This is a genomic window from Streptomyces sp. NPDC006326 (genome assembly GCF_040612915.1).
GTDB lineage: Bacteria > Actinomycetota > Actinomycetes > Streptomycetales > Streptomycetaceae > Streptomyces.
Genome location: NZ_JBEXRC010000031.1, coordinates 37,409 through 63,773, shown reverse-complemented (window position 1 = coordinate 63,773; position 26,365 = coordinate 37,409). Strand labels below are relative to the sequence as shown.

At 73.2% G+C, this 26,365-nt stretch carries 24 protein-coding genes; 11 read left to right on the top strand and 13 right to left on the bottom strand.

The window, feature by feature from the left end; all coding sequences use genetic code 11:
• The first annotated feature begins 234 nt into the window (after positions 1-234).
• The 7 genes from ABZ128_RS23225 to ABZ128_RS23195 all read left to right on the top strand — a co-directional run bounded on the left by ABZ128_RS23225 (position 235) and on the right by ABZ128_RS23195 (position 9,237).
• Entirely contained in the window at positions 235-1,035 is an 801-nt protein-coding gene (locus ABZ128_RS23225; protein ID WP_356850697.1) for a TIGR03084 family metal-binding protein, read from the top strand.
• 26 nt (positions 1,036-1,061) lie between these two features.
• The gene (locus ABZ128_RS23220) at positions 1,062-3,083 is read left to right on the top strand and encodes an acyclic terpene utilization AtuA family protein (protein WP_356850726.1); all 2,022 of its coding nucleotides are present in this window, start codon (positions 1,062-1,064) and stop codon (positions 3,081-3,083) included.
• Entirely contained in the window at positions 3,080-4,678 is a 1,599-nt protein-coding gene (locus tag ABZ128_RS23215; protein ID WP_356850696.1) for a carboxyl transferase domain-containing protein, read from the top strand. Before ABZ128_RS23220 ends, ABZ128_RS23215 begins: the two co-directional genes overlap by 4 nt.
• A gap of 8 nt (positions 4,679-4,686) precedes the next feature.
• Positions 4,687-6,648: a biotin carboxylase N-terminal domain-containing protein gene (locus tag ABZ128_RS23210; RefSeq protein ID WP_356850695.1), complete on the top strand. Its 1,962-nt coding sequence runs from the start codon at positions 4,687-4,689 to the stop codon at positions 6,646-6,648.
• Complete coding sequence (locus ABZ128_RS23205; RefSeq protein ID WP_356850694.1) at positions 6,645-7,826, top strand: acyl-CoA dehydrogenase family protein; 1,182 nt, start codon at positions 6,645-6,647, stop codon at positions 7,824-7,826. Before ABZ128_RS23210 ends, ABZ128_RS23205 begins: the two co-directional genes overlap by 4 nt.
• Before the next feature lie 71 nt (positions 7,827-7,897).
• Positions 7,898-8,644 (top strand): enoyl-CoA hydratase family protein, encoded by a 747-nt coding sequence (locus tag ABZ128_RS23200; protein WP_356850693.1) that lies wholly within the window; start codon positions 7,898-7,900, stop codon positions 8,642-8,644.
• Positions 8,632-9,237 carry a TetR/AcrR family transcriptional regulator gene (locus tag ABZ128_RS23195; protein WP_356850692.1) on the top strand — a complete coding sequence of 202 codons (606 nt, stop codon included), beginning with the start codon at positions 8,632-8,634 and terminating at the stop codon, positions 9,235-9,237. The genes ABZ128_RS23200 and ABZ128_RS23195 overlap by 13 nt, the downstream gene beginning before the upstream one ends.
• 84 nt (positions 9,238-9,321) lie before the next feature.
• Here the strand turns inward: ABZ128_RS23195 and ABZ128_RS23190 are convergent, their stop codons facing one another.
• A complete protein-coding gene (locus tag ABZ128_RS23190; protein ID WP_356850691.1) occupies positions 9,322-10,428 on the bottom strand; it encodes a citrate synthase 2 in 1,107 nt (368 codons plus the stop codon).
• Between the two features lie 238 nt (positions 10,429-10,666).
• Between ABZ128_RS23190 and pdxH the strand changes: the two genes are divergently transcribed.
• Complete coding sequence (pdxH, locus tag ABZ128_RS23185; RefSeq protein WP_356850725.1) at positions 10,667-11,290, top strand: pyridoxamine 5'-phosphate oxidase; 624 nt, start codon at positions 10,667-10,669, stop codon at positions 11,288-11,290.
• A gap of 521 nt (positions 11,291-11,811) precedes the next feature.
• Positions 11,812-13,128, top strand: coding sequence for a PAS domain-containing protein (locus ABZ128_RS23180; protein ID WP_356850690.1), 1,317 nt, complete (start codon positions 11,812-11,814; stop codon positions 13,126-13,128).
• A 29-nt stretch (positions 13,129-13,157) separates the two neighbouring features.
• Here the strand turns inward: ABZ128_RS23180 and ABZ128_RS23175 are convergent, their stop codons facing one another.
• Entirely contained in the window at positions 13,158-13,913 is a 756-nt protein-coding gene (locus tag ABZ128_RS23175) for an SIS domain-containing protein (RefSeq protein WP_356850689.1), read from the bottom strand.
• Positions 13,914-14,091: 178 nt separating this feature from the next.
• On the opposite strand from ABZ128_RS23175, the gene ABZ128_RS23170 reads away from it, so the two are divergent.
• Complete coding sequence (locus ABZ128_RS23170) at positions 14,092-14,784, top strand: metal-dependent transcriptional regulator (protein WP_356850688.1); 693 nt, start codon at positions 14,092-14,094, stop codon at positions 14,782-14,784.
• Positions 14,785-15,168: 384 nt separating this feature from the next.
• The gene (locus tag ABZ128_RS23165; protein ID WP_356850687.1) at positions 15,169-16,050 is read left to right on the top strand and encodes an alpha/beta hydrolase; all 882 of its coding nucleotides are present in this window, start codon (positions 15,169-15,171) and stop codon (positions 16,048-16,050) included.
• Positions 16,051-16,082: 32 nt separating this feature from the next.
• Here the strand turns inward: ABZ128_RS23165 and ABZ128_RS23160 are convergent, their stop codons facing one another.
• From ABZ128_RS23160 to ABZ128_RS23110, 11 genes are all read right to left on the bottom strand, one after another.
• Positions 16,083-17,288, bottom strand: a complete 1,206-nt coding sequence (locus tag ABZ128_RS23160; protein WP_356850686.1) for an MFS transporter — start codon at positions 17,286-17,288, stop codon at positions 16,083-16,085.
• Complete coding sequence (locus ABZ128_RS23155) at positions 17,285-18,274, bottom strand: LLM class flavin-dependent oxidoreductase (protein ID WP_356850685.1); 990 nt, start codon at positions 18,272-18,274, stop codon at positions 17,285-17,287. The genes ABZ128_RS23160 and ABZ128_RS23155 overlap by 4 nt, the downstream gene beginning before the upstream one ends.
• Before the next feature lie 89 nt (positions 18,275-18,363).
• Entirely contained in the window at positions 18,364-19,563 is a 1,200-nt protein-coding gene (locus tag ABZ128_RS23150; RefSeq protein WP_356850684.1) for a 3-deoxy-7-phosphoheptulonate synthase, read from the bottom strand.
• Positions 19,560-20,588 carry an FkbO/Hyg5 family chorismatase gene (locus tag ABZ128_RS23145; RefSeq protein WP_356850683.1) on the bottom strand — a complete coding sequence of 343 codons (1,029 nt, stop codon included), beginning with the start codon at positions 20,586-20,588 and terminating at the stop codon, positions 19,560-19,562. The genes ABZ128_RS23150 and ABZ128_RS23145 overlap by 4 nt, the downstream gene beginning before the upstream one ends.
• A 109-nt stretch (positions 20,589-20,697) precedes the next feature.
• Positions 20,698-20,943: a DUF6253 family protein gene (locus ABZ128_RS23140; RefSeq protein ID WP_356850682.1), complete on the bottom strand. Its 246-nt coding sequence runs from the start codon at positions 20,941-20,943 to the stop codon at positions 20,698-20,700.
• On the bottom strand, positions 20,940-21,749 hold the full coding sequence (locus tag ABZ128_RS23135) for a maleate cis-trans isomerase (protein WP_356850681.1): 810 nt from the start codon (positions 21,747-21,749) through the stop codon (positions 20,940-20,942). The genes ABZ128_RS23140 and ABZ128_RS23135 overlap by 4 nt, the downstream gene beginning before the upstream one ends.
• Before the next feature lie 55 nt (positions 21,750-21,804).
• Positions 21,805-22,491 (bottom strand): transglutaminase-like domain-containing protein, encoded by a 687-nt coding sequence (locus ABZ128_RS23130; protein WP_356850680.1) that lies wholly within the window; start codon positions 22,489-22,491, stop codon positions 21,805-21,807.
• Positions 22,492-22,522: 31 nt separating this feature from the next.
• Positions 22,523-23,689 carry an acyl-CoA dehydrogenase family protein gene (locus tag ABZ128_RS23125; RefSeq protein WP_356850679.1) on the bottom strand — a complete coding sequence of 389 codons (1,167 nt, stop codon included), beginning with the start codon at positions 23,687-23,689 and terminating at the stop codon, positions 22,523-22,525.
• A 79-nt stretch (positions 23,690-23,768) separates the two neighbouring features.
• Complete coding sequence (locus ABZ128_RS23120) at positions 23,769-24,143, bottom strand: ectoine synthase (RefSeq protein ID WP_356850678.1); 375 nt, start codon at positions 24,141-24,143, stop codon at positions 23,769-23,771.
• Positions 24,144-24,240: 97 nt separating this feature from the next.
• Positions 24,241-24,501 (bottom strand): phosphopantetheine-binding protein, encoded by a 261-nt coding sequence (locus ABZ128_RS23115; RefSeq protein ID WP_356850677.1) that lies wholly within the window; start codon positions 24,499-24,501, stop codon positions 24,241-24,243.
• Positions 24,498-26,021, bottom strand: a complete 1,524-nt coding sequence (locus ABZ128_RS23110; RefSeq protein WP_356850676.1) for an AMP-binding protein — start codon at positions 26,019-26,021, stop codon at positions 24,498-24,500. Before ABZ128_RS23110 ends, ABZ128_RS23115 begins: the two co-directional genes overlap by 4 nt.
• Between the last annotated feature and the right edge of the window lie 344 nt (positions 26,022-26,365).

Below are 26,365 nucleotides of genomic sequence, written 5' to 3'. Positions count from 1 at the left end.
ATCCGGTGATCTTTGGCGAGTTGGGGATGTACGGCCTGAATCGCCCGGTGTGGTCGCCGGGTTCGCGGGCCGCCGGACCTGCCGTGTCCGGTCCCGCGGTCAATGGGCGCCCCCCTCGACCGCGGTTGAGGCGGGTGGCGGGAAGGCGGCGGTCGGCGGCCAAATCATGCAATCATGCTTGATTGTTTTCTTGCGGGCTGCCACTCTTCCCTCACGCCGAGAGGGGAGCACGCAGTGCCCGATCCGTCCGCTGTCGCCGTCCATGCCGATCTGCGCGAGGAGAGCCTCGAACTGGAACGCCTGGTAGGGAGGTTGTCCGAGGCGGACTGGGCCCGGCCCACCCCCGCCCCCGGCTGGACCGTCGCCCACCAGATCGCCCACCTGCACTGGACGGACCGGGCCGCGCTGCTCTCCCTCACCGACACCCCCGGCTTCGCCCGCCTGACCGAGACGGCCCTCGCGGCCCCGGACGCCTTCGTGGACGAGGGCGCGCAGGAGGGCGCGGCGCTGCCGCCCGGCGAGCTGCTGGAGCGCTGGCGGACCACCCGCACGGCGCTCGACGCGGCCCTCGCGGCGGCCTCGCCGGACACCCGCTTCCCCTGGTTCGGGCCGCCGATGAAGGCCGCGTCGATGGCGAGCGCCCGGCTGATGGAGACCTGGGCGCACGGCCAGGACGTCGCCGACGCCCTCGGCGTCCGCCGCACCCCGACCGCCCGGCTGCGGCACGTGGCCAGGATCGGCGTACGCGCCCGGGACTACGCGTTCGCGGTCCGCGGACTGCCCGCCCCGGCCGCGGAGTTCCGGGTGGAACTGCGCTCCCCGGACGGCGCCGAGCTCTGGTCGTACGGCCCGGAGGACGCCGCGCAGCAGGTCACCGGCCCGGCGCTCGACTTCTGCCTCCTGGTGACCCAGCGCGCCCACCGCTCGGACGTGGCCGTGAGGGCGACCGGCCCCGACGCCGACCGCTGGCTGGACATCGCCCAGGCCTTCGCGGGCCCTGCGGGCCCGGGCCGCGCACCGGGAGACGCCCGGTGACCGGTCGCGCGGTGGCCCGTGGCCCGATGCCCCGCCGCTCCGTGCCGCGCCGTCCGCTGCGGATCGGGAACGCGTCCGGCTTCTACGGAGACCGCTTCGACGCCCTGCGCGAGATGCTGACCGGCGGACCCCTGGACGTACTGACCGGGGACTACCTGGCCGAGCTGACCATGCTGATCCTCGGCCGCGACCGGCTGAAGAACCCCGACCTCGGCTACGCGAAGACCTTCCTGCGCCAGCTGGAGGAAGGCCTCGGCCTGGCGCACGAGCGGGGCGTACGGATCGTCGCGAACGCGGGCGGCCTGAACCCGGCGGGGCTGGCCGCGGCGATCCGCGCGCTGGCGGCCGAGGTCGGGGTGCCGGTCGCGGTCGCCCACGTCGAGGGCGACGACCTGATGCCCTACGCCGGGGCGGAGGGCGCCCTGACCGCGAACGCCTACCTCGGAGGGGCGGGCATCACCGCCTGCCTGCGGGAGGGCGCGGACGTGGTCGTCACCGGCCGGGTCACGGACGCGGCGCTGGTCAGCGGGCCGGCGGCGTGGTGGTTCGACTGGGCGCCGGACGACCACGACCGGCTGGCGGGAGCGGTGGTCGCGGGCCACGTCCTGGAGTGCGGCACCCAGGCGACCGGCGGGAACTACGCCTTCTTCACCGCGCACGACGTCCGTCGGCCCGGTTTCCCGCTGGCGGAGGTCTCCGAGGACGGCACGGCGGTGATCACCAAGCACCCGGGTACGGGCGGGGTGGTCTCGGCCGGCACCGTCACCGCCCAACTGCTCTACGAGACCCAGGGCGTCCGCTACCTCGGCCCGGATGTGACGGCCCGCCTGGACACGGTCCGCCTGACCGAGGAGGGTCCCGACCGGGTCCGCATCTCGGGCGTGGCGGGCGAGCCGCCGCCCGCCACCCTGAAGGTGGGGATCACCCGGATCGGCGGCTGGCGCAACGAGGTCGTCTTCGTGCTGACGGGCCTCGACATCGAGGCGAAGGCGGCCCTGGTGCGCGCGCAGCTGGCGGAGGTGCTGGCGCCGGTCTCCTCGGTCGCCTGGACCCTGGCCCGCACGGACCACGAGGACGCCCCGACACAGGAAACCGCGAGCGCGCTGCTGCGACTGGTGGTCCGGGACCCCTCGCCGGAGCGCGTGGGCCGCGCGCTGACCTCCGCGGCCGTCGAACTCGCCCTGGGCAGCTACCCGGGCTTCCACGTCACGGCCCCGCCGGGGCCGGCCCAGCCGTACGGGGTGTTCACCTCCGCCCCGGTCCCGGCCGAGGAGGTCCCGCACGTGGCGGTCCTCCCGGACGGCACCCGCCGGCCGATCCCCGCCGCGCGGGTTCCTTCCTCCGCCCCGCGCCGTGCGCAAACCGGGGTCGGAGCCCCCGGGCCCCGCGACGGGCGCTCCACGCCCGTGCGCGCGGACGCTGCGCGGGCCGGATGTGCCGAGCCCATCCCGTCCCCGCCGCCCTTCGAGGCGCCGCAGTCCGGGGGTGGAGACCCCGCCGGGCCCGTGGCGGAGCCCCGGGACGGGCGGGCTGGGCCGCAGCCCCCGGGCCAGGCAGGAGGCCCTGCGGGGGAGGGCCCCGCAGGGTCCGCCCGCCCCGGGCCACCGGCCCCGGCGGAGCCCGAGGACGGGCAGTCACCGGCCCCGGCCGGCCCCGGAAGCCGGCAGCCATCGGCCCCGGACCCGGCGGGGCCCACCGTCCGTGCGCCGCTCGGGGCGGTGGCCGGGGCGCGCAGCGGTGACAAGGGCGGTGACGCCAACATCGGCGTCTGGGTCGAGACCGCCGCCGCCTGGGAGTGGCTCCGGCGCACCCTCACCGTGGACACCCTCAAGGACCTGCTGCCCGAGACCCGCGGTCTGGCCGTCGAGCGGCATGTCCTGCCGAACCTCAGGGCCTTGAACTTCACCGTCACCGCCCTCCTCGGCGACGGCGTCGCCTCCGCCCACCGCTTCGACCCCCAGGCCAAAGCCCTCGGCGAATGGCTGCGCGCCCGCCGCCTCGACATCCCCGCCCACCTGCTGCCCGCCCCGGAGGGGACCGGCCCATGACCCGTCTCACCAGCACCGTCGACCCCCAGGCCCCCGAGTTCGCCGCCGCCCGCGCCGCCGCGCAGGAACGCCTCGCCGAGCTCGATGCCGAACACGCCAAGGCCCTCCTCGGCGGCGGCGAGAAGTACACCGCCCGCCACCGGACCCGCGGCAAGCTCCTCGCCCGCGAACGCGTGGAACTGCTCCTCGACCCGGACACCCCGTTCCTGGAGCTGTCCCCGCTGGCCGCTTGGGGCAGCGACTACCCCGTCGGCGCCTCCATGGTCACCGGCATCGGCACGGTCGAGGGCGTCGAGTGCCTGATCACCGCCAACGACCCCACCGTCCGCGGCGGGGCGTCCAACCCCTGGACCCTCAAGAAGGCCCTGCGGGCCAACGAGATCGCCCGGCAGAACAACCTGCCCTGCATCAGCCTCGTCGAGTCCGGCGGCGCCGATCTCCCCTCCCAGAAGGAGATCTTCATCCCGGGCGGCGCGATCTTCCGCGACCTGACCCGGCTCTCCGCCGCCGGAATCCCCACCGTCGCCGTCGTCTTCGGCAACTCCACCGCCGGAGGCGCGTACGTCCCCGGCATGTCCGACCACACCATCATGATCAAGGACCGGTCCAAGGTGTTCCTCGGCGGTCCGCCCCTGGTCAAGATGGCCACCGGCGAGGAGAGCGACGACGAGTCCCTCGGCGGAGCCGACATGCACGCCCGCACCTCGGGCCTCGCCGACCACTACGCCCTCGACGAGCACGACGCGATCCGCCAGGCCCGCCGGGTCGTGGCCCGCCTCAACCACCGCAAGCCGCACCCGGACCCGCCGCGCGCCCAGGAGCCGGCGTACGACCCGGAGGAACTCCTCGGCATCGTCCCCGCCGACCTGAAGACTCCCTTCGATCCCCGCGAGGTCATCGCCCGCATCGTCGACGCCTCGGACTTCGACGAGTTCAAGCCGCTGTACGGAACCAGTCTGGTCACCGGCTGGGCCACCCTCCACGGCTACCCGGTCGGCATCCTCGCCAACGCGCAGGGCGTGCTCTTCAGCGCCGAGTCGCAGAAGGCCGCGCAGTTCATCCAGCTCGCCAACCAGCGCGACATCCCGCTGCTCTTCCTCCACAACACGACCGGCTACATGGTCGGCAAGGAGTACGAGCAGGGCGGCATCATCAAGCACGGCGCGATGATGATCAACGCGGTCTCCAACTCCCGCGTCCCCCACCTGTCCGTACTCATCGGGGCCTCCTACGGCGCCGGCCACTACGGCATGTGCGGCCGCGCCTACGAGCCCCGGTTCCTCTTCGCCTGGCCCAGCGCCAAATCCGCCGTCATGGGCCCCCAGCAGCTCGCCGGCGTGCTCTCCATCGTCGCGCGGCAGTCCGCCGCCGCGAAGGGGCAGCCGTACGACCAGGAGGCGGACGCCGGGATGCGGGCCTTCGTGGAGGCGCAGATCGAGTCCGAGTCCCTGCCGATGTTCCTGTCCGGGCGGCTGTACGACGACGGGGTCATCGACCCGCGCGACACCCGTACCGTCCTCGGCCTGTGCCTGTCGGCCGTCCACAACGCCCCCGTCGAGGGCGCCCGCGGCGGCTTCGGCGTCTTCCGGATGTGAGCCCGCACATGACCCAGCTGATCACCTCGGTCCTCGTCGCCAACCGCGGCGAGATCGCCGTCCGCGTCTTCCGCACCGCCCGCGCCCTGGGCCTGGCCACCGTCGCCGTCCACTCCGACCCCGACGCGGGAGCCCTGCACGTACGGGAGGCGGACGCGGCCGTACGCCTGCCCGGGGCCGCCCCCGCCGACACCTACCTGCGCGGTGACCTGATCGTCGAAGCGGCGCTCGCCGCGGGCGCGGACGCCGTCCACCCCGGCTACGGCTTCCTCTCCGAGAACGCCGCGTTCGCCCGCGCGGTGCTCGCCGCCGGCCTGGTCTGGATCGGCCCGCCCCCGGAGGCCATCGAGGCCATGGCCTCCAAGACCCGGGCCAAGGAGCTGATGCGCGCAGCCGGCGTGCCGCTCCTCGACCCCGTCGACCCGGCGCAGGCCACCGCCGCCGACCTGCCGCTGCTCCTCAAGGCCGCCGCCGGCGGCGGCGGGCGGGGCATGCGCATCGTCCGCGACCTGTCCGGGCTCAAGGCCGAACTGGACGCCGCGGCCGCCGAGGCCCGCTCCGCCTTCGGCGACGACGAGGTCTTCGCCGAGCCCTACGTGGAACGGGCACGCCACGTCGAGGTGCAGATCCTCGCCGACGCCCACGGCACGGTCTGGGCGCTCGGCACCCGGGACTGCTCCCTGCAGCGGCGCCACCAGAAGGTCATCGAGGAGGCCCCCGCGCCCGGCCTTCCCGAAGCCCTGCGGACCACCCTGCACGAGGCCGCCGTGGCCGCCGCCCGGGCCGTCTCCTACCAGGGCGCCGGCACGGTCGAGTTCCTGGTCGCCGCCGACGGGCGCCCGTACTTCCTGGAGATGAACACCCGCCTCCAGGTGGAACACCCCGTCACCGAGGCCGTCTTCGGACTCGACCTCGTCGCCCTGCAACTGCGCATCGCCGAGGGCGGCGCCCTGCCGCTGACACCCCCCGAGCCCACCGGCCACGCCGTCGAGGCCCGCCTCTACGCCGAGAACCCCGCGCAGGACTGGCGCCCCCAGACCGGCGTCCTGCACACCCTGGCCGTGTCCGGTGAGGTGCGCGTGGACACCGGTTTCACCGACGGCGACACGGTCGGCATCCACTACGACCCGATGCTCGCCAAGGTCGTCGCCCACGCCCCGACCCGTGCCGAGGCGGTCCGGGCCCTCGCCCACGCCCTGGCCGGAGCCCGTATCCACGGCCTGACCACCAACCGGGAGCTCCTCGTACGCTCCCTGCGCCACCCGGAGTTCGCCGGGGCGCGGCTCGACACCGGGTTCTACGACCGTCACCTCGGCTCCCTCACCGAAGCCGCCCCGGACGCCGCGAGCAGCGCCACCCTGGCCGCTGTCGCCGCCGCCCTCGCGGCCGCCGCGCCGGCCCCGGACGCGCCGCTCGCCGCCCGGATCGGTGGGTGGCGCAACCTCCGCTCGCAGCCGCAGATCCGCCGCTACCGCGTGGCCGGCTCCGAGTACGAGGTCCGCTACCGGCCCGCCCGCAACGGCCCCCCGGAGCTCGTGGACCACCCCGGTGTTCGAGTCCTGGCCGCGGAGCCCGGGCTCGTCACCCTCGAAGTCGGCCGAGTCCGCCGGACGTTCCACGTGAAACACAATTCGAACACCGAGGGCGTCGCGGCCGAGACCTACGTGGACTGCGCCCTCGGCGCCCACACCCTGACCCCCGTCCCCCGGTTCGCCGACCCACGGGCCCGCACCGAACCCGGATCCCTGCTCGCCCCCATGCCCGGCACCGTCATCCGCGTCGCCGAGGGCCTGGCCCCCGGCGCGCCCGTCACGGCCGGGCAGCCCCTGCTGTGGCTGGAGGCCATGAAGATGGAGCACCGCATCGTCTCGCCCGCCTCCGGCACGCTCACCGCGCTCCACGCCGCCCTCGGCCACCAGGTCGAGTTCGGCGCCCTGCTCGCCGTAGTCCAGGAGGAACCGCCAGCATGAGCCCCGCCACCGAGACCGGCACCGCCATCGTGGAATCCGAAGAGCACAAGGCCCTGCGGGCCGCCGTCGCCGCCCTCGGCCGGCGCTACGGGCGCGACTACCTCGCCCGTGTCGCCCGCGAGGGCGGCCACCCCGACGAACTGTGGGCCGACGCCGCCAAGCTCGGCTACCTCGGCGTCAACCTGCCCGTGGAGTACGGCGGCGGGGGCGGGGGCATCGCCGAACTCTCCATCGTCCTCGAAGAACTCGGCGCCGCGGGCTGCCCCCTGCTGATGATGGTGGTCTCCCCGGCCATCTGCGGCACGGTCATCGCCCGCTTCGGCACCGAGGGGCAGAAGCGGGCCTGGCTCCCCGGCCTCGCCGACGGCAGCCGCACCATGGCCTTCGGGATCACCGAACCCGACGCCGGTTCCAACTCGCACCGCATCACCACCACCGCCCGCCGCGACGGGGAGGAGTGGGTGCTCAGCGGCCGCAAGGTGTTCATCTCCGGGGTGGACATCGCCGACGCCACCCTCATCGTCGGCCGCACCGAAGACGCCCGCACCGGACGTCTCAAGCCCTGTCTGTTCATCGTCCCGCGCGACGCCCCCGGCTTCTCCCGCTCCGTCATCGACATGGAGCTCCAGGCGGCCGAGAAGCAGTTCGAACTCGTCCTGGACGAGGTACGGCTGCCCGCCGACGCTCTGGTGGGCGACGAGGACGCGGGCCTGCTCCAGCTGTTCGCCGGGCTCAACCCGGAACGCATCATGACCGCCGCCTTCGCCCTCGGCATGGGCCGCCACGCGCTCGCCAAGGCCGTCGACTACGCGCGCACCCGCCAGGTCTGGAAGGAGCCGATCGGCGCCCACCAGGCCATCGCCCACCCCCTCGCGGCCGCCCACATCGATCTCGAACTCGCCCGCCTGATGATGCAGAAGGCCGCCCACCTCTACGACGCGGGCGACGACATGGGCGCGGGCGAGGCGGCGAACATGGCCAAGTACGCTGCCGCCGAGGCCTGCGTGAAGGCGGTGGACCAGTCGGTCCACACCCTGGGCGGCAACGGCCTCACCCGCGAGTACGGACTGGGCTCCCTCATCACGGCATCCCGGGTGGCCCGCATCGCCCCCGTCAGCCGCGAGATGATCCTCAACTTCGTCTCGCACCAGACCCTGGGCCTGCCCAAGTCGTACTGAGTCCCGGGCGTCGGCCGCAGCCCGGCGGCCGACGCCCCGCACCACCCGTACAACCTCCGGAGGAGAACGGCATGTCCCCCCTGGTCCGCGTCGAGCCGGCCGCGCACCCGCCCGGTATCACCACCCTCACACTGGACTCCCCGGCCAACCGCAACGCACTGTCCGCGGGCCTCGTCGGCGAACTGCGCGCCGCGCTCGCCGCGGCGGGCGCCGACCCCGGCGTCCGGGCCGTCGTCCTCACCCACACGGGCAACACCTTCTGCTCGGGCGCCGACCTCACGTCCCCGTGCGAGCCCGCCGACTTCCTCGCCCTGCTCCGCGAGATCGCCGAACTGCCCCGGCCGGTCGTCGCCCGCGTCACCGGACACGTCCGGGCGGGCGGCCTCGGGCTGCTCGGCGCCTGCGACATCGCCGCCGCCGGGCCGCGGTCCTCGTACGCCTTCACCGAGACCCACCTCGGGGTCGTCCCCGCCGTCATCTCCGCGCCGCTGCTGCCCCGCCTGGACCCGCGCGCCGCCGGCCGCTACCTGCTGACCGCCGAGGCGTTCGACGCGGCCGAAGCCGCCCGGATCGGGCTGCTCACCCTGCACGGCGAGGACGTCGACGAGGTGCTCACCCCCGTGCTCGCGGGACTGCGCAAGGCCGGCCCGCAGGCCCTGGCCGAGACGAAGCGCCTGGTCACCGCCCCGCTGCGGGCCGCTCTGGACCGGGACGGAGCCGCCCTGGCGGAGCTGTCCGCCCGCCACTTCGCCTCGGACGAGGCCCGCGAGGGCATCACCGCCCGCTTCGAGCGCCGGGACCCGTCATGGGCCCTGTGACCGATGCGAAGCACCTGACCGGCCCCAAGCAGGCCCGCAGCCGCGTCACCCGCCGCCACCTCCTGGAGGCGGCCGTCTCCTGCCTGGCCGAACAGGGCTGGGCCGGCTCCACCGTCGCCGTCGTCGCCGAACGCGCCGGCGTCTCCCGCGGCGCCGCCCAGTACCACTTCCCCACCCGCGAGGCCCTCTTCACCGCGGCCGTCGCCTACGTCGCCGAGGAACGCTCCACCGCCCTGCGCGAGCTCTTCCACGCCGGTCCCGCGGCCCGCCCCGCCGTGGTCGGAGCCCTCGTCGACCTCTACACCGGCGCCCTGTTCCGGGCCGCCCTCCAGCTGTGGGTCGCCGCCTCCAACGAGGAACAGCTGCGGCCCCAGGTCGTCGAACTGGAGGCGCGCGTGGGCCGCGAGACCCACCGCATCGCCGTCGAACTGCTGGGCGCCGACGAATCCGTCCCGGGCGTACGGGAGACCGTGCAGGGCTTCCTCGACATGGCCCGGGGCCTCGGCCTCGCCAACGTCCTGACCGACGACGGCCCCCGCCGCGCCCGCGTCGTCACCCAGTGGACCCGGATCCTGGACACGGTCCTCGGCTGAGCCGTACGCGGCGCGCCGAGGCGCACACGGCGCAGGGCGCCGCGCCCCCGTCGGGGTGCGGCGCCCTGCGGCGGACGGGACGGGTCAGGCCGTCTTGGCGATGTCCGCGAAGCCCTCGATCTCGCGCGGGTCGCGCCGGCCCGGGCCGATGTAGCGGGCCGAGGGCCGCACCAGGCGGCCCGTGCGCTTCTGCTCCAGGATGTGCGCCGACCAGCCGGCGGTACGGGCGCAGGTGAACATCGAGGTGAACATGTGCGCCGGGACCTCGGCGAAGTCCAGCATGATCGCGGCCCAGAACTCCACGTTGGTGGCGAGCACCCGGTCGGGGCGGCGGGCGTGGAGCTCCTCCAGGGCGGCCTTCTCCAGCGCGGCGGCCACCTCGTAGCGCGGGGCGTCCAGCTCCTTCGCGGTACGCCGCAGCACACGGGCGCGCGGGTCCTCGGCCCGGTACACCCGGTGTCCGAAGCCCATCAGCCGCTCGCCCTTGTCCAGGGCCTTCTTCACGTACGCCACGGCGTCGCCGGTGCGCTCGATCTCCTCGATCATGCCGAGCACGCGGGACGGCGCACCTCCGTGCAGCGGCCCGGACATCGCTCCCACGGCACCCGACAGGGCGGCCGCCACATCGGCGCCGGTGGAGGCGATCACCCGCGCGGTGAACGTCGAGGCGTTCATCCCGTGCTCGGCGGCGGAGGTCCAGTACGCGTCCACGGCCTTCACGTGCTTGGGGTCCGGCTCGCCCCGCCAGCGGATCATGAACCGCTCGACCACGGACTCGGCCTTGTCGATCTCGCTCTGCGGGACCATCGGCAGGCCCTGCCCGCGGGCGGACTGGGCGACGTACGACAGCGCCATCACGGCGGCCCGCGCCAGGTCGTTGCGGGCGGTCCGCTCGTCGATGTCGAGCAGCGGTTTCAGGCCCCACACGGGGGCGAGCATCGCCAGGGCGGACTGCACGTCGACGCGGATGTCACCGGAGTGCACCGGGATCGGGAACGGCTCGGCGGGCGGCAGGCCGGGGTTGAACGCCCCGTCGACGAGCAGACCCCACACGTTCCCGAAGGAGACGTGGCCGACCAGGTCCTCGATGTCGACGCCGCGATACCGCAGCGATCCGCCTTCCTTGTCCGGTTCTGCGATCTCGGTTTCGAACGCGACGACCCCTTCGAGCCCGGGTACGAAGTCGGACATCAGGCGGCTCCTCAGATAGTGCGAACACGCGCGGCTCCCGGCGTGACTCGCAGTCCGGCGCGGTCATCCCCGTTGATGCCCGGCACGGCCGCTGGTCACCCGTTGTGGGACCCGCGGACCGGCCCCAAGATTTTGGCGGTTCCCGCTGGCCTGCGGAAGCGTGACATACGGCACACTGCCGCGCGTCCTCCTGCGGCAGGATGGCCGCGTGACCGACCAGGACATTGACCCCGCCACCATGCGCAAGCAGTACCGCTCGGAGATCGTCCACGAGGCGAGCCTCGCCGAGGACCCCATGCGGCAGTTCGCCGTGTGGTTCCAGCAGGCCGCCGACTCGCACCTCTTCGAGCCGAACGCGATGGTCGTCTCGACGGCGACGCCCGACGGCCGCCCCAGCTCCCGCACGGTCCTGCTGAAGCAGTTCGACGAGCGGGGCTTCGTCTTCTACACGAACTACGCCTCCCGCAAGGGCCGCGAACTCGACGCCAACCCGCACATCGCCCTGCTGTTCCCCTGGCACCCCATCGCCCGCCAGGTCATCGTCGCCGGCACGGCCTCCCGCACCGGCCGGGACGAGACCGCCGCGTACTTCCGCTCCCGCCCCCACGGTTCCCAGCTGGGCGCCTGGGCCAGCGACCAGTCGGCGGTGATCGCCTCCCGCGCGGAGCTCGACCGCCGCTACGCAGAGCTGGAGGAGCGCTACCCCGAGGGGGAGCAGGTACCGGTCCCGCCCGAGTGGGGCGGCATCCGGATCGTCCCCCAGGAGGTGGAGTTCTGGCAGGGTCACGAGAACCGCCTCCACGACCGCCTGCGCTACGTCCGCGAGGGCGGGAAGTGGCGCATCGAGCGGCTCTGCCCGTAGGGGCGGCCCTGCCCGTGGCGGCGGCGCTGACGGAAGGGGGGCGGGCGGGCCGCGCCCGGCCCCGGAGCGCACCGCCCGGGAACGCAGACGACCCGCGGGCTCGGGTTTCTCTTCTGCAGTAAGAGAAGCCGGCCGGACGTACCGGCGAGCCCGCGGGTCGGGTGACTGCTTGGGATTGGCGCCGGGCGATTCCGCCGGGCACCGCACTGGGTGCGTGCGACGACGGGCCCTTAGCCCGCAGCCACCTCACGCGTCCGGTTACCGTACATTTCCGGAACCACCTCCCTTCTCGTGTACGGCAGAGCCTAGGCACCCGACCCGCGCGCGACAACCATTTATTTTTTGCTGACGCGGTGGGAGGCCCGGAGGCCCGGAGGCCCGCGGCCGTCGTCCGCGGCCGGACCGCCCCGCCCTCCTGAGCGGATTTCATGCCCAATTCGGGGAATGCGGTGTGGGCTGCGTCACGTTCCAGTTCAATGATCTGACGTGCCGCACACGCGAACACCTGCAGGGGGTGCCAGGTGAGTGCTTCCGGACGGAGTGAGACCGCCGACGATCTGCTCGCAGCGCTGCTGGACGGGATGGACGCGGCGCTCTGCGCGTTCGACGCCGACGGCGTGATCACCCACTGGAACCGCGAGGCCGAGCGGATCCTCGGCTGGAGCGCCGCCGAGGCCGTGGGACGCAAGGGCTTCGCCGGGTGGGCCGCCCGGCCGGCCGACGCGCAGGACGTCGAGAACCGGCTCATGGCCGCCCTGGAGGTGCCCGGCCGGCAGGTGAACGAGTTCGCGCTCGTGACCAAGGAGGGCGGCCGCGTCCTCGTACGGACCCAGTCCGCCGGGGTGCCCGGCGCCGACGGGAAACCCGCCGGGGTGTACTGCGCCTTCACCGAGGTGCACACGCAGATCGACCTGGAGCGGTCCATCGCCCTCAGCGAGGCCCTGATGGAGGACGCCTCCTGGGGCGTCGTCCTCGTCGACGTGGACCTGCGCCCGGCCGTCGTCAACGCCCACGCCGCCCGCGCCTTCGGCTCCGGACGCACCGCGCTGCTCGGCCGGCCCCTCGGGGACCTGCTCAGCCAGGGCGTCGAGGAGCTGGAGGGCGCCCTCCAGCACGTGCTGGCCGAGGGATCCTCGCCCGAGCCCGTCGAGCTGTGGGTGTCCGTGCCCACCCCGGAGGGGGTGCGGCGGCGGTGCTGGCGGTGCGGGTTCCTGCGGCTCGGCTCGCCCCTGGCGGAGGAGCCGGTGCCGCTCGGCGTCGGCTGGCTGTTCCAGGACATCACCGAGGGCCGCCAGGCCGCGCTGGACACGGCCCAGCTGCGGTTCCGCTCCAGCCAGCTCCACCGGGCGGGGCGGGCCGCCGCCGAGTGCGAGGACCCGGCGGAGGCCGCGGTCGTACGCCTGGACTTCGCCCTGGCCGGCTTCGCGGAGCACGCCCTGCTCGACGTCCTGGACCAGCCGGCCGATCCCGAGCGGCAGCGGCTCGTACGCTCCGCCGCCTCGCCGCCGCTGCTGCCGGGCTCCGGGGCGCTCCCCGTGCGGTACGAGCCCGGGCACCCGGCGCTCCAGGCCCTCGACCGGATCGGGTCGGTGCGCAGCAGCGCGCCGCGCGGGGACGCCGCCGCGGGCTGGGCGCAGGCCCGCCACTGGCCGCCGGACTCGGCGCACGCGCTGTGCACCGTTCTGCGCAGCCGCGGGCGGAGCCTGGGCGTGCTGACCTTCGTACGAGGACCGTCGAGGGCCGCCTTCGACCAGGCGGACGCGGCCTACGCGGAGGAGGTCGCGGCCCGCGTCGCCGCCGACCTGGACCTGGCCCGCGCCCCGAAGGAAGCGCCGTAGGCCCCGGCCCTCCCCCTCCCGGGGGCGGACTAGTGGCGGAAGAAGATGCGGTCGCCGTACTCCTGGAGGACCCGGCCGTTCCACTCGTGGCCGCCGTCCACGTTGCCCGAGCGCAGCAGCGGGGGCTCCACCCCGCGGGCGGCGAGTTCGCCGGCCGCGGCCGCCATCACGGCCTGCATGATCGCGCTGGTCACGACGGTGGAGGCGGGGGCGAAGGGGGCGTCGATGCCGTCGAGGGTCAGCTCGGCGTCACCGACCGCGATCTTGCTGTCGAGCACGACGTCGCAGTGGTCCTTGAGGAAGGTGCCCGAGACGTGCCGCGACCTGGTCTGCGTCGCGTAGGCCACCGAGGTCACGCCGATGACCTTGAGGCCGAGGGCGCGGGCGTTCATGGCCATCTCGACCGGCAGGGCGTTGCGCCCCGAGAGGGAGATGATCACCAGGACGTCCCCGGCGGTGGCCGGGCTGCTGTCGAGGACGGCCCCGGCGAGGCCGTCGACCCGCTCCAGGGCGCTGCCGAGCGTGGCGGGCATGACGTCGACGCCGACCGTGCCCGGCACCGCGAGGAAGTTCATGAGCGCCAGTCCGCCGGCCCGGTAGACCACGTCCTGGGCCGGCAGCGAGGAGTGCCCGGCACCGAAGGCGAACAGCCGGTTCCCGGCCGCCACCGCGTCGGCCATGACGGCCCCGGCCTCGGCGATGCGCCCGCCCTCCTCCTCCCGCACCCGCTCCAGCAGGCCGATGGCGGCGTCGAGGAACTGACCGGCCAGCTTGCTCTCGCTCATGCGCCGAAGGCCCTTCCGAAGGTGGGGTGCGTCCGTGTCCGCCGCTCACCGTGCGGTCTGTACCAAGGGCGTGTCAATACGGACGTCAATCCCCGTCCCGCGCCCGGCACGGGACGGTTGTCGGCCCGATGCGTCAGAATTGGGGGCAGGGCCAGCGCACGATATCCGAGGGGCACGAATGTCCGGACTGATCGACACCACGGAGATGTATCTCCGCACCATCCTGGAGCTGGAAGAGGAAGGTGTGGTCCCCATGCGCGCCCGTATCGCCGAGCGGCTCGATCAGAGCGGCCCGACGGTGAGCCAGACGGTGGCGCGGATGGAGCGGGACGGCCTGGTGGCCGTCGCGACCGACCGGCACCTGGAGCTGACCGACGAGGGCCGGCGGCTGGCCACGCGCGTGATGCGCAAGCACCGGCTCGCCGAGTGCCTGCTCGTCGACGTCATCGGTCTGGAGTGGGAGCAGGTGCACGCCGAGGCCTGCCGCTGGGAGCACGTGATGAGCGAGGCGGTGGAGCGGCGGGTGCTGGAGCTGCTGCGCCACCCGACCGAGTCGCCGTACGGGAACCCGATCCCGGGGCTGGAGGAGCTCGGTGAGAAGGCCGAGGCGGACCCGTTCCTGGAGGACGGGATGGTCAGCCTGTCGGAGCTGGACCCGGGGACCGAGGGCAAGACCGTGGTCGTGCGCCGGATCGGCGAGCCGATCCAGACGGATGCCCAGCTGATGTACACGCTGCGGCGGGCCGGTGTGCAGCCGGGCTCGGTGGTGAGCGTGACGGAGTCGCCGGGCGGGGTGCTGGTCGGCAGCGGCGGCGAGGCGGCCGAGCTGGAGGCGGACATCGCCTCGCACGTCTTCGTCGCCAAGCGCTGAGGTCCTCATCCCGGCCTGCGCCGAGGCGGCAGGCGCCGGGGCCGCCCCGTCGCGTCACCGTCGCGCGTCCCGGTCACTCGTCCTGGGGATGTGTGGCGGGGGAGGTGGGGATGCGGTGCCAGGGTGTGGTGATGTGGGTGGTCCCGGCGCCTTGCGGCGCCGGGACCGGTCCTCCCCTTGCTGACCCGGAGCCCCGAGCTCTCAGGGTCATCCCCTCGGACCGTCTTCCCCGAGCGGCCCGTCCTCCCTGTGGAAAGGATCTCCATCGGCAGCGGTGGTCAATCCTTGAGCAAGGTCACTCGAAAGAGGGGTGTTGGGGGCGAGAACCCCGTTTTCGAATGCGGGTTCGATAGTCTGGCCGGGAGCGAAGGGGGTGCATCTGCGGTGGTACAGCGCATCGATGTGACGGGGTCCGACGGCGTACGCCTGGCCGCCTGGGAGTTCCGGGAAACCGAGGACGAGCCCGCGGACCCCGGCAGCCCGCGGGTGCTGTTACTCCACGGTCTGATGGGCCGCGCCTTCCACTGGGCCGGTACCGCCCGCTGGCTCGCCCGGGACCGCCGCGTCGTGGCCCTCGACCAGCGCGGCCACGGCCAGAGCGAGCGCCCGCCGGTCCGCCCCGGCAGCCCCTACCCCCTCGGTCGCGAGGCCTTCGTGGCCGATGCGGAGGCGGCCATCGAACAGCTCGGCCTGGCCCCGGTGACCGTGATCGGCCACTCCATGGGCGCCCTCACCGGCTGGCAGCTCGCCGCCCGCCGCCCCGACTTGGTCGAGGCCCTGGTGATCTGTGACATGCGGGCCTCCGCCCTCGGCGAAGCCTCCCAGCACGCCTGGGAAGAATGGTTCCGCCGCTGGCCCCTGCCCTTCCCCACCCAGGACGCCGCCCGCCGCTGGTTCGGCGAGGACGACCCCCGCGTCGAGCGCCCCGACCCCGGCCGCGGAGCCTTCTTCGCCGAGGTGATGCACGAGGCCGCGGACGGCTGGCGCCCCCTCTTCTCCCGCCGCCAGATGCTGACGGCCCGGGAGACCTGGGTCCACGACGCGCACTGGGAGGAGTTGGCGCAGGTCCGCTGCCCGACCCTGGTCGTACGGGGACTCGACGGCGAGCTGGGCCGCGCCGAGGCCCAGGAAATGGTCCGCGTCCTCCCGGCCGGCCAGTACGCCGAGATCCCCGACGCGGGCCACTACCTCCACTACGACCAGCCGGCCGCCTGGCGCGCGGCCCTCGAACCCTTCCTGGACCGGATCAGAGCCACCGCCCCCTGACCACCCTTCGGCGACTGACGAAGCCGCCCCGGCTACTCCGCTCTGCCGAGCCGCAGCACGAACAGCATCCCGATCGCCGCCGTGCCCGCCACCGTCAGGCCCAGCACGGTGGCGCTGAAGGCGATGCCCCGCGCGTCGCTCAGGTAGCCCGCTGCCACGGGCAGGATCCCGGCGAAGAGGTAACCCCAGGCGCTCAGCGCGGCATTCGACTCGGCCAGCCGCCCCGTCGGGACCCGCGCGTTCAGCAGGGAGAACCCGCCGAGCTGGCTCATGCCCTGGCCGGCGCCCGCCAGTACGGCCGCGGCGAGCAGCAGGGCGATCGACCCGGCGCGCACGGCCAGCACCACCGCCACCATGCCCGCCGCGGTCGCGACCGCCGCCGTGGCGAGCAGCCGGTGCGTGCGCCACCGGCTCACCGCGAACTGCACCCCGGTCGACGCCCCGAACATCACGAACGCGGAGCCGCCCGCGACGATCCGGTTGGAGGTGCCGAGGAGGTTCGCCAGCATGGAGGGGCCGAAGGCGAGCAGGAACGAGGTCCCCGTCATGCCCGGCATGTAGGCGGCCAGACTCGCCAGCAGGTCCCGCCGGTTGGGGCGGGGAACGGACGGCAGCCGCAGCCACGGTCCCGCTCCCCCCTCGTGCCGCACCTGCGGCAGACCGCGTACCACCAGCAGCGCCGACAGCAGCAGCGCCGCCTCCACCGCGAACGCCGTCACCGTCGGCGCCGGAAGCAGCTGCGCCGCACAGCCCGCCAGCAGGGGGCCCGCCGCCAGGCCGCTGCCGATGGCCACGGACCCGGCCAGCGAGGCGAGCCGGCGCCGCTCCGGCCCGGCGACGTCCGCCACCGCCGCCATGCCGGCCGGCACCGCGGCGCCCACCGCGAGCCCGGTCAGCAGTCGCGCCACCAGCAGCGCGGCGACGCCCCCGGCGGTCGCGTACAGCAGGCACGCCACCAGCCCGGCGAGCACGGCGGGGAACAGGACGGTCCGCCTGCCGTAGCGGTCCGACAGGACGCCCGCGACGGGCAGGGCCAGCAGCAGGCCCCCGATGTAGGTGGCGAAGACGACGGTCAGGGTGCCGGTCGCGAAGCCGATCCGGTGCTGCCACAGGACGAACAGCGGGGTCGGCACGTTCGACAGCATGAACACGGCCGTCAGCGGCCAGGCGGCGAGCCACACGGCCCGCCGCCTGGCCGCTGACGGCCCCGCCGGGGCGCCCAGCTGAACGGCCGTCATCGCACCGCGCCGCGCAGCAGCGGCAGCAGTTCCTCGGAGGTCCGCTCCAGGGCCGCCCGGTAGCTCGGCTCGTGGAGGTCGGCGGTGGGCAGCCGCAGCACGATGTGGCGGGCGCCCGCCTCGATGTAGCCGCCGAGCCACTCGGCGACCTGCTCGGCGGTCCCGCCGAAGATGCCCTGGGTGGTGCGCATGGTGGGCAGGTCCAGCCGGTAGTACGCGCCGAAGTACGCCTTCAGCGTCTCCTCGGCCTTCTCGGCGCTCTCGTCCACGGCGACGGACAGGTAGACCGCGCCGGTGACCTCGGACTCCGCGCGCCCCGCCGCCTCCCGGGCCTCCTGCACCCGCAGCCAGCCCTTCTCGTAGTGGGCCGCGGTGGTGCTGGTCGGCATCCACCCGTCGTAGATCTGACCGGTGCGCTCCAGCATCTTCTCGCCGGAGTGCGCCATCCACAGCGGGGGGCCGGCCGGCTGGTCGGGGACGGGCAGCAGCGCCACATCGGTGAGCCGGTAGTGGCTGCCGTCGTACGAGACCGGCTCGCCGGCGGCGGCCCACAGCGCCCGGCAGATCTCCAAGGTCTCCCGCATCCGGCCGACCCGCTCCTTGAAGGGGACGCCGTACGCCGCGAACTCGGCCTGGGTGGCGGGCGAGGAGAAACCGGAGCCGAGGCCGGTGATCAGACGGCCGCCGGAGATCCGGTCCAGGCAGGCCAGTTCGTGGGCCAGGTGGACCGGCGGGCGCAGCGGCAGCAGCACGGCGGTGCCGAGCTGGACGCGTTCGGTGGTGGTGGCGGCCGCCGTGAGGGCGAGCAGCGGGTTCATCCGGGACCGGGCCAGCGGGGATTCCCCGGCCCAGATGGAGTCGTAACCCAACTGTTCGATCAGTTGGCCGAGTTCACCCAGATGGCGGGGGTAGTGGTTCTGCTCGACGACGGATTCGCGTCCGGGGAGGACGACACCGATACGGAGATCGGTCGGCGTCTGGGGCACGGGATTCCTCTCTCGGGGAAGTTCACTGGAAGGCGGGGGTGCTGCTCGGAAGGCGTTGCTCAGGAGGCGTTGTCCGCCAGGGGTACTGCTCAGGAGAAGACGGCGTCGATCAGCTCGCGGGCCTGGCGCGGGTTGAGCCGCGGGTCGCAGAGCGTCTCGTAGCGCTCGGTCAGCATCTGCTCGCGGCTGACCGGGCCGCCCAGGCATTCGGTGACCTCGGCCGTGGCGGTCTCCAGGTGGACGCCCCCGGCGTGCAGTCCGTGCTCCTCCAGCACCTGCCGGAAGGCGGCGGCCTCACCGATGGCGTCGGCGAGGTGGCGGGTCTTGATGCCGGAGGCGGTCTGCACGGTGTTGCCGTGCATCGGATCGCACAGCCAGACGACGGGGTGGCCCTCGCGGGACACCGCGTCCGCGATCGGTCCGATGGCCCGCTCCGCGGACTGCACCCCCATCCGCAGGATCAGCGTGAGCCGCCCGGGCAGCCGGTGCGGGTCGAGGATGCGGCAGAGCCGCACCACCTCCTCGGGCGTCGCCGACGGCCCGATCTTGCAGCCGACCGGGTTGGCGACCGAGGCCAGGAACTCCACGTGGGCCAGGCCCGGCTGCCGGGTGCGCTCACCGATCCACGGGAAGTGCGTCGAGGCCAGGTAGGGCAGACCGGTGTCCGGATCCCGGCGCACCAGCGGGCTCTCGTAGTCCATGACGAGCGCCTCGTGGCTCGCCCACGGCCCGTACGGGTCGGTGCGCTGCCCGTCGAGGGTGCGCAGCACGCTCGCGCCGGCCTCGTAAGCCCGGAGCATCCGGGTCGGGTCGTGCCGGCGCGCGGCGGGCGTCGGCTCCGGGGAGTTGACGAGGTGGCCGCGGAAGACCGGCAGGTCGATCCCGTCGTAGGTCTCGGTGGGGCGGCTGCGGGGCTTGGCGAACTGGCCGCCCATGCGGCCGATGCGCACCACGGGCTGCCCGGTGTGCCGCTCCAGCCGGTCGGCGAGCTCGTCCAGCAGCGCGGCCTTGGCCCGCGTGTGGTCGGGGCCGCACTCGTCCGGGTCCTCGGCGCAATCCCCGGTCTGCAGCAGCCGGGCCCGGCCGAGCGCCACCTCGGCGAGCTGCCGGCGCAGCGCCCTGACATCGGCCGCCGTGGTGAGCGCGGGGGCCTCGTACAGGGTGCGGCGCACCTCGGTCAGCGCGGGGTGGGCGCCCCACTGGGGCTGCTGTTCGGCGGGGAGCAGGTCCCAGACCGCGGGCGCGGGGGCCCGGGTGCCCGGCACGGTGAGCGGTTCGGGACCGGTCACCGGGACCACTCCGCGCCGGGTACGAGGCCTTCGATCTCGACGAGCAGGTCGTCGCGGCACACGGCCACGTTCAGGTACACGGTCTCGGCGTCGGGCCCGAGCGCGTCCTGGCACAGGGCGCGCACCACCGGGAGGTCGGCCTCGTGGCGGACGTAGACCTTGACGAGGCGGAGGTCCTTGAGCTCGTGGCCGCCGTCGAGTCCGGCCGCGGCCAGGTTGGGGCCGCCGATCAGCTCGGCGATGTTCTCCAGCACGACCTCGGTCTGCCGGGCGACGTCGCCGCGGTGGACGGTCTCGTGGCCGAGGATGCTGGCGGTGCCCGAGACGAACAGCGCGCCGTCGGCCTGCCCGGCGCCGGCCGGGTGGAGCAGGGTGGCGCGGGCGAAGCTGGGCGGCTTGGGGCCGTACTGCTCGGGGTAGTGGTAGGCGGGTGTCTGCCGCTGGTTCTCCACGTGCCGGGGGCTGCCCTCGCGGCAGGCGAGCAGGGTGAAGGAGATGCCCTCGCCCCGGGTGCCGATGCCGGTGGCGGCCGGCATGTGGCCGGTGCCGTCGCCGTACGAGGCGAAGGCCTCGGCGCGGCCGGCGACGAAGTCCTGGTAGATCTCCATGCCTTCGGCGTTGGAGCCGATGATGTCGCCGACGAAGTTCCACATCCGGAAGATGCGGGGGTAGCCGAGTTCCTCGACGAGTGCGAAGGCCGCCTCGTACACCTCGCGCACCTTCGGCCCGTACACCGGGAGCGGGTCGATGGTGCCGGAGACGAAGAGGTATTCGCCGTCGTGGGCGAAGGCCAGGTCGCCGCGGGTGCCGGTGGCGGGCTCGGCGGAGGTGGTCCACACCTCGCGGAAGGAGTCGAAGCCCGGCGAGGACATGGGGATGGCGAGCTCGGGGTGCCCCTGCGGGGTGAGGGACAGGCCGCTGTCCTCGCCGAAGGCGACGGTGGCGAGGACGTGGCGGCCCGGGGCGGGCCGGGGTACGGCCTCCAGGGGGGTGAAGTGGGCCTGTAAGCCGGTGTGTCGAGACATGTGGTTCACCATTCGGATCTGTGGGGTGTCACGGCCGTGGGGCGGCCGTACCGGACCCGGGCTCGTCCGGAGGGGGCCGTGCGAGCCCGGGCGGCGGGTGGATCGGCGATCAGTTCAGCGAGTCCGCGTACTGCCTGGGCCGCTCCGCGATCGGGGGCTGCGGCCGGTGCTCGCGTTCGTGGGTGTAGCGGCGGAAGCCCGGCACCTGCTCGGCGCGGCGCAGCGAGCCGCGGTACAGGACCATGCCGTAGACGGTGCTGCCGTCGTCGCGCCAGCACACCAGCGGGGTGCGGTAGGTGTCTCCCTCGGCGGTCGCGAACAGCGCGACGTGCCCGTCCGGCGGCAGCAGGCTCATGCCCCGCCGTCCGCGGGGGCGAGGGAGAACAGCCGGCCGTAGTCCTTGATCTCGCGGGCGGCCCCGCCGGCGCCGGCCAGGTGCAGGGCGTGCCAGAACAGGACCTGGTTCGCGGTCAGGACGGCGAAGCCGAGCTCCTTCTCCAGGGCGTTGATGACGCCCACGGCGCGGATGCCGTTGCCCGCGACCAGGACCGCGTCCGGGTGGTGGCCGGCCACGGTGGTGCGGATCCACTCCGACAGGGCCTCGGGGGTGATCAGCTTCTGGTTGCTGGGCAGCCCGCAGGGCCCGTGGTGGGCGACGGTGAAGCCCTGCTCGGTGAAGTAGTCGCGGCCCAGGCCGGAGAGCTTGTCGTCGAACCACGGCGGGTTGACGACGGCCACCCGCTCGGCGCCCAGGGCCGTGAAGCCCGCGACGGCCGCCTTGGTGGTGCCGGTGACCGGTATGCCGCGGGTGTACTGGGACAGCCGCCCGAACAGCTCCTTCTCGCCGGCCGCGCCCAGGACGTACGCGGAGCTGGTGAAGCCGAGCGCGATGACGTCGAGCGGGGACGCGGCGAGCAGCTCGACCGCGTCGTCGATGTGCGGCGGTTCGACGAAGGCCTGGACCGGGTCGTGGGGGATCTTCGGGTCCATCTCGCCGCCGGCCCGCATGGCGCCGAAGTGGACGCGCGAGCCGTGGATGAACACGTCGTGGGGTGCGATGGCCTGCAGCTCGGACTCGGGGCCGACGTCCGCGTGCGGCACGACCACGCCGACGCGGGCGCGGGCCTCCCAGCCGTCCTGCTCTGCCTGCGCGTTGCCCATGGCCGACTCCTTTCGGGGGTGGGGGAAGGGTGGAGGGGTGGAACGGCGGGCGGGGTCAGGTGCCTGCCTCTGCGGCCAGGGAGCCGCCGCGCACGGTGCCGGTGCCGCTGCTGTCGAGGAAGCCGGGGTGCTTGCGGCGCATGTTCGCCATCAGGAACTCGTAGGGGACGTCGTCGAAGCCGCCGTGGTCGACCAGGAACTCCATGCTCTTGCGGCCCTGGTCGTCGAAGGGGTGGTGCAGGCTGTCGGCGGTGCCGTCGAATTCGAGCGGCTGCATCCCGTACAGCTTGCAGAGGATCTTGTTGAAGACCGGCGTGGCCTTGACCCAGCGGCCGTCGAGGTGGACCGAGTTCAGGCCGTGGAAGAAGACGTCCCCGCCGATGTGGCGGCGCAGCCGGTCGGAGGCGAGGTGGTTGCGCACGTCCCCGTAGTGGAGCCGCGCGGGAACGCCGACCGCGCGGCAGGCGGCCGCGTACAGCACCGATTTGTGCAGGCAGAAACCCGATTTGACGGTGGCGGTATGGCTGGCTCTGAGGCCCTCGGGGGACAGGTCGGCCCCGTACACCTCGTAGAACACGTCGTCGCGGACGGCGTAGTACAGCTCGGTGGCGAGGTGGCGCTTGTCGGCGGCGCGGTCCTTGACGGCGTCGTCGACGAACGTCTGGACGGCGTCGCTCTCGTAGTCGAGGAAGTCGGTGGGGGCGGTGAGCCGGTCGAATTCGCTGAGGGTGATGGCGGTCATCGTCGTGAGGGCCTTTCGTCGGCGCGCGGGCTCACAGTCCGAGGAGTGAGGCGATGCGGTTGCGCTGGATCTCGCTGGTGCCGGAGTAGATGGTTCCGGCGACCGCGTTGCGCAGGTCCTGCTCGATGCCGGTACGGGTCAGGTAGCCCTGGCCGCCGAAGATCTGCACGGCGTCGAGGGCGGTGCGCGTGTTGGCCTCGCTCACCACGGTCTTGGTGGCGGCGATGTCGAGAGCGGCGTCCTGGCCGGCCTCGACCTTGGCGCCGGTGTCGGCGAGCCACTTGCGGGCCGTCTCCACGGCGATCTTCATGTCGGCGATCTTGTGAGAGACGGCCTGGAACTTGCCGATGGGCTGGTCGAACTGGCGGCGCGACTTGGCGTACCCGAGGACCTTCTCCAGGCGGTGGGTCATCTCGCCGAGGGTGATGGAGAAGGAGAACAGGATCTCCCGCTTCATCACGTGGTCGAGGATCAGGAAGCCGGCGCCCTCCTGGCCGATGCGGCGGGAGGCGGGTACGCGCAGGCCGTCGAAGGAGACCGTGCCGAGCGGGGAGGTGCGCAGGCCCATCTTGTCGAGGGGTTCGCCCACGGACAGGCCGGGGGTGTCGCGGTCCACGAGGAACACGCTCAGCCCGAAGGGGCCCGGTGCACCGGTGCGCACGTAGAGCAGGAAGAGGTCGGCGATCGGCGCGTTCGTGATGAACATCTTGCCGCCGTCGATCACGTAGTCGTCGCCGTCCCGTGTCGCGGTGGTGGCGATGTGCAGGGCGTCCGAGCCGTTGTCGGGCTCGGTGATGGCGTGCGCGGTGATCAGCTCGCCGGAGATGATGCGCGGCAGGAAGCGGTCCTTGAGTTCCTGGCTCGCGAAGGCCTGCAGGGGGATGCCGACGCTGACGATCTGGGTGGAGGTGGAGAAGCTGAGCCCCGCGTCGCGGCAGGTGTGGCCCAGCCCTTCCAGCGCCTGCATCGTGCCGGTGAGCGTGCGGCCCAGACCGCCGTACTGCTCCTCGAAGGGCACGCCGAGGATTCCGGAGCGCCGGATCGTCTTCCACTTGTCCCAGGGGAATGCGCCGTCGGCGTCTGCTGCCGCGATGTCGCGGTTGAGTTCCTCGGCCCAGGGCGCGGAGATCTCGTAGGGCGAAACGGAGAGTTCGGGGACGCGTATGTCGGGGTGTGCGGGTGCGGGTGCGGGTGTCACGGGTAACTCAACCTTCCGGTACGTCGCTGGACAGGTGCCGGGGGGCCGCCGAGGGGGCGGCCCCCCGGATTCACTCGGCTCAGTACTGGGAGAAGCCGTCGGGGGAGAGCGTGTGCTTCTCGTCGCCGCGCAGGGCCGGGCTGAACACGGAGATCAGCTTGAGGTCCTCGTCGTCGGAGGCGACGAGGTAGTGGGCGTCGTGCTCGTTGAGGGCGTAGATGGTGCCCTCGGTGATCTTGTATCGGGTGCCGTCCGTGGTGACGACCTCACCGGAGCCGCCGGTGCAGTAGCAGGCCTCCAGGTGGCGCAGGTACTGCAGCGGGCTGGTGCTGCCCCGGCGGACCAGCGTCTCGCAGACCGTGAAGCCCATGCCGTCGGCCTCGGTGAGCAGTCTGTGGCTGGTGCCGTTGCCCCACTCGACGGGGGCGAGCTCGTCAGTGCTGCGAACGATCATCGGGAATTCTCCTCTGGTGACGGAGTGGAAAGAAGCTCGGGAAAGAAAGTCGGAATGGCCGAGAAGGGCCGGGGTATCCGGAGGAACGGGCTGGTGATCAGGCAGCGGTGCCGGCGGTGGCGCCGTCGATGAAGGCGCACATGGCTGCAATGCTGCGGAAGTTCTCCGGCACGATGGGGATGTCGTCGACGGGTATCGCGTAGGCTCGGGATATGTGGGAGATCACCCGCACCAGTCCGAGGCTGTCGACGACTCCGCTCTCGATCAGGTCGTATTCGGGGGTCAGGTCGGCGGAGTCCTCGCCGTCCAGGAATTCGGTGACGACATAGGTCCGGATGTCGTCCGCAAGGGCGGTCATGCGGCCTTTCCCTTCAGTCGGTTCTGCTTGATGAGATTGCGGTCGGGTTTTCCGGTGGAAGTGCGCGGCAGTGGGGTGTCGCCGACCGCCACCGAGGACGGAATGGCATGGCGCGGAAGGTTCTTGGCGCTGTAGGAGCGCAGCGGCAGCGAGCCGAGCCCGCTGCCGGGCCGACGGGTCACCTGGGCGTGCAGCCGGTAGCCGGCCTCCGGGTCGGGCAGGGCCACCACGGCCGCCTCGGCGACGTCGGGGTGGGCGGCCAGGACGTTCTCGACTTCCTGGACGTTGGTCCGCACGCCTCGGATCTTGACCTGGAAGTCGGTGCGGCCCTCCAGCCGGTGCAGGCCGTCGGCGTCCCGGGTGACGACGTCACCGGTGCGGTAGAAGACCTCGTTGCCACCGTCCGGCGCGGGGACGAACACCCCCTGGCTGCGGGCGCGTTCGAGGTAGCCGGTGGTCTGGAACGGGGTGGTGACCAGCAGTTCGCCGGTGCCCGGGCCCTCGATCACCCGGCCCTCGTCGTCGAGCAGGAGCGCCCGTACGCCGGGGAGGGGCCGGCCGATCGGGACGCCCGCTCCGGCCGTGGCGGGGTCGAGCTCGTGGAGGAAGCTGTCGTTGGTCTCGGTGCAGCCGAAGACGTTGTGGAAGCGGGCGGAGGGGAAGGCCTTGCCCGTCTGCCGCAGCAGCTCCGGCGGCATGGCCTCGCCCGTGAAGACCACGGTCCTGGCCTGGCCGTACACGGTGCCGGGCGCTCCTGCGGTGCCGGCGCCGGTGTCGCTGCCGGCGCCGGCCTCGGCCCCGGTGAGCAGGCGGTAGAGCAGCGGCACCCCCTGGACGAAGGTGACCTCGTGCTCCTCGACGAGTTCGCGCAGGTGGCGGGCGTCGGTGCTGCGCGAGCGCTCGACGAGCACGACCCGGGCGCCGAGCCCGAGGAAGGTCCACACGTCCAGCAGCGACAGGTCGAAGTTCAGCGGTGCGTAGCTGAGCGCGGTGTCCGCGGCGGTCAGGTGGAAGCAATCCGCCGCCCACTGAGCGAAGTTGTCGAAGGCCGCGGCGGTGACGGGCACGATCTTCGGTGTCCCGGTGGAGCCGGACGTGGTGAGCAGCAGGCGGGCCTCGGCGGGATCCACCCGGGCGAAGCCCTCGGCGGCGGACGCGTCGGGTGCGACGGCGCCGGCCCGCAGACCGTTTTCGTCGACGGTCAGGATCCGGGAGCAACGTGCTTGGGCACAGAGGGTGTCGAGGGCCTCCGCGCCCAGCTCGGGCGACGGGGCGAGGACGCTGTGGCCGGACCGGAAGGCCCCGATGAGCAGGGCGATCGTCTCGGGTGTCTTGTGCGCCGGGATGCACAGCGGCTGGTCGTGCGGCAGGGCCAGGTCGGTCAGGGCGTCGGTCAGGTGCTCGGTTAACTCGCCCAGCCTGCGGTACGTGACGCCGCGCCCGGCCTGGACGAGTGCCACGCTCTGCGGCCGGTGCAGCACGTGGTCGGCCAGCGTGTCGAGCAGTCGTAATGAAGGCACGGTTCCCCCGGTCGTTCATCCGTCGATGCGAAGTGGTCGCCGATCCGGATCACGGGGTGCACATGGCGTCTGCGAACGGGCCCCGGCCACGGCGCTGCGGCAGCAGCCCGGCCCCGGCTCACGTTCCCCCGTGATCGTTGCAGTCTGAAGGTACCCAACGAGGTGCATGCACAGTCAAGCATGTATCAAGCGAAGTGCGGGTGAGCTAGGTCACTTGGGCTTGCATGTTCAAGTACCGGCAACGGTGCTGTCACGGAGGTGAGCCGCGGGTTACGTCCCGGTGCGGCGGGGGCAGCGCCGCGTTCATCCGGAGGTGTTTGCATGGGGACGGAAACAAGCAAAGC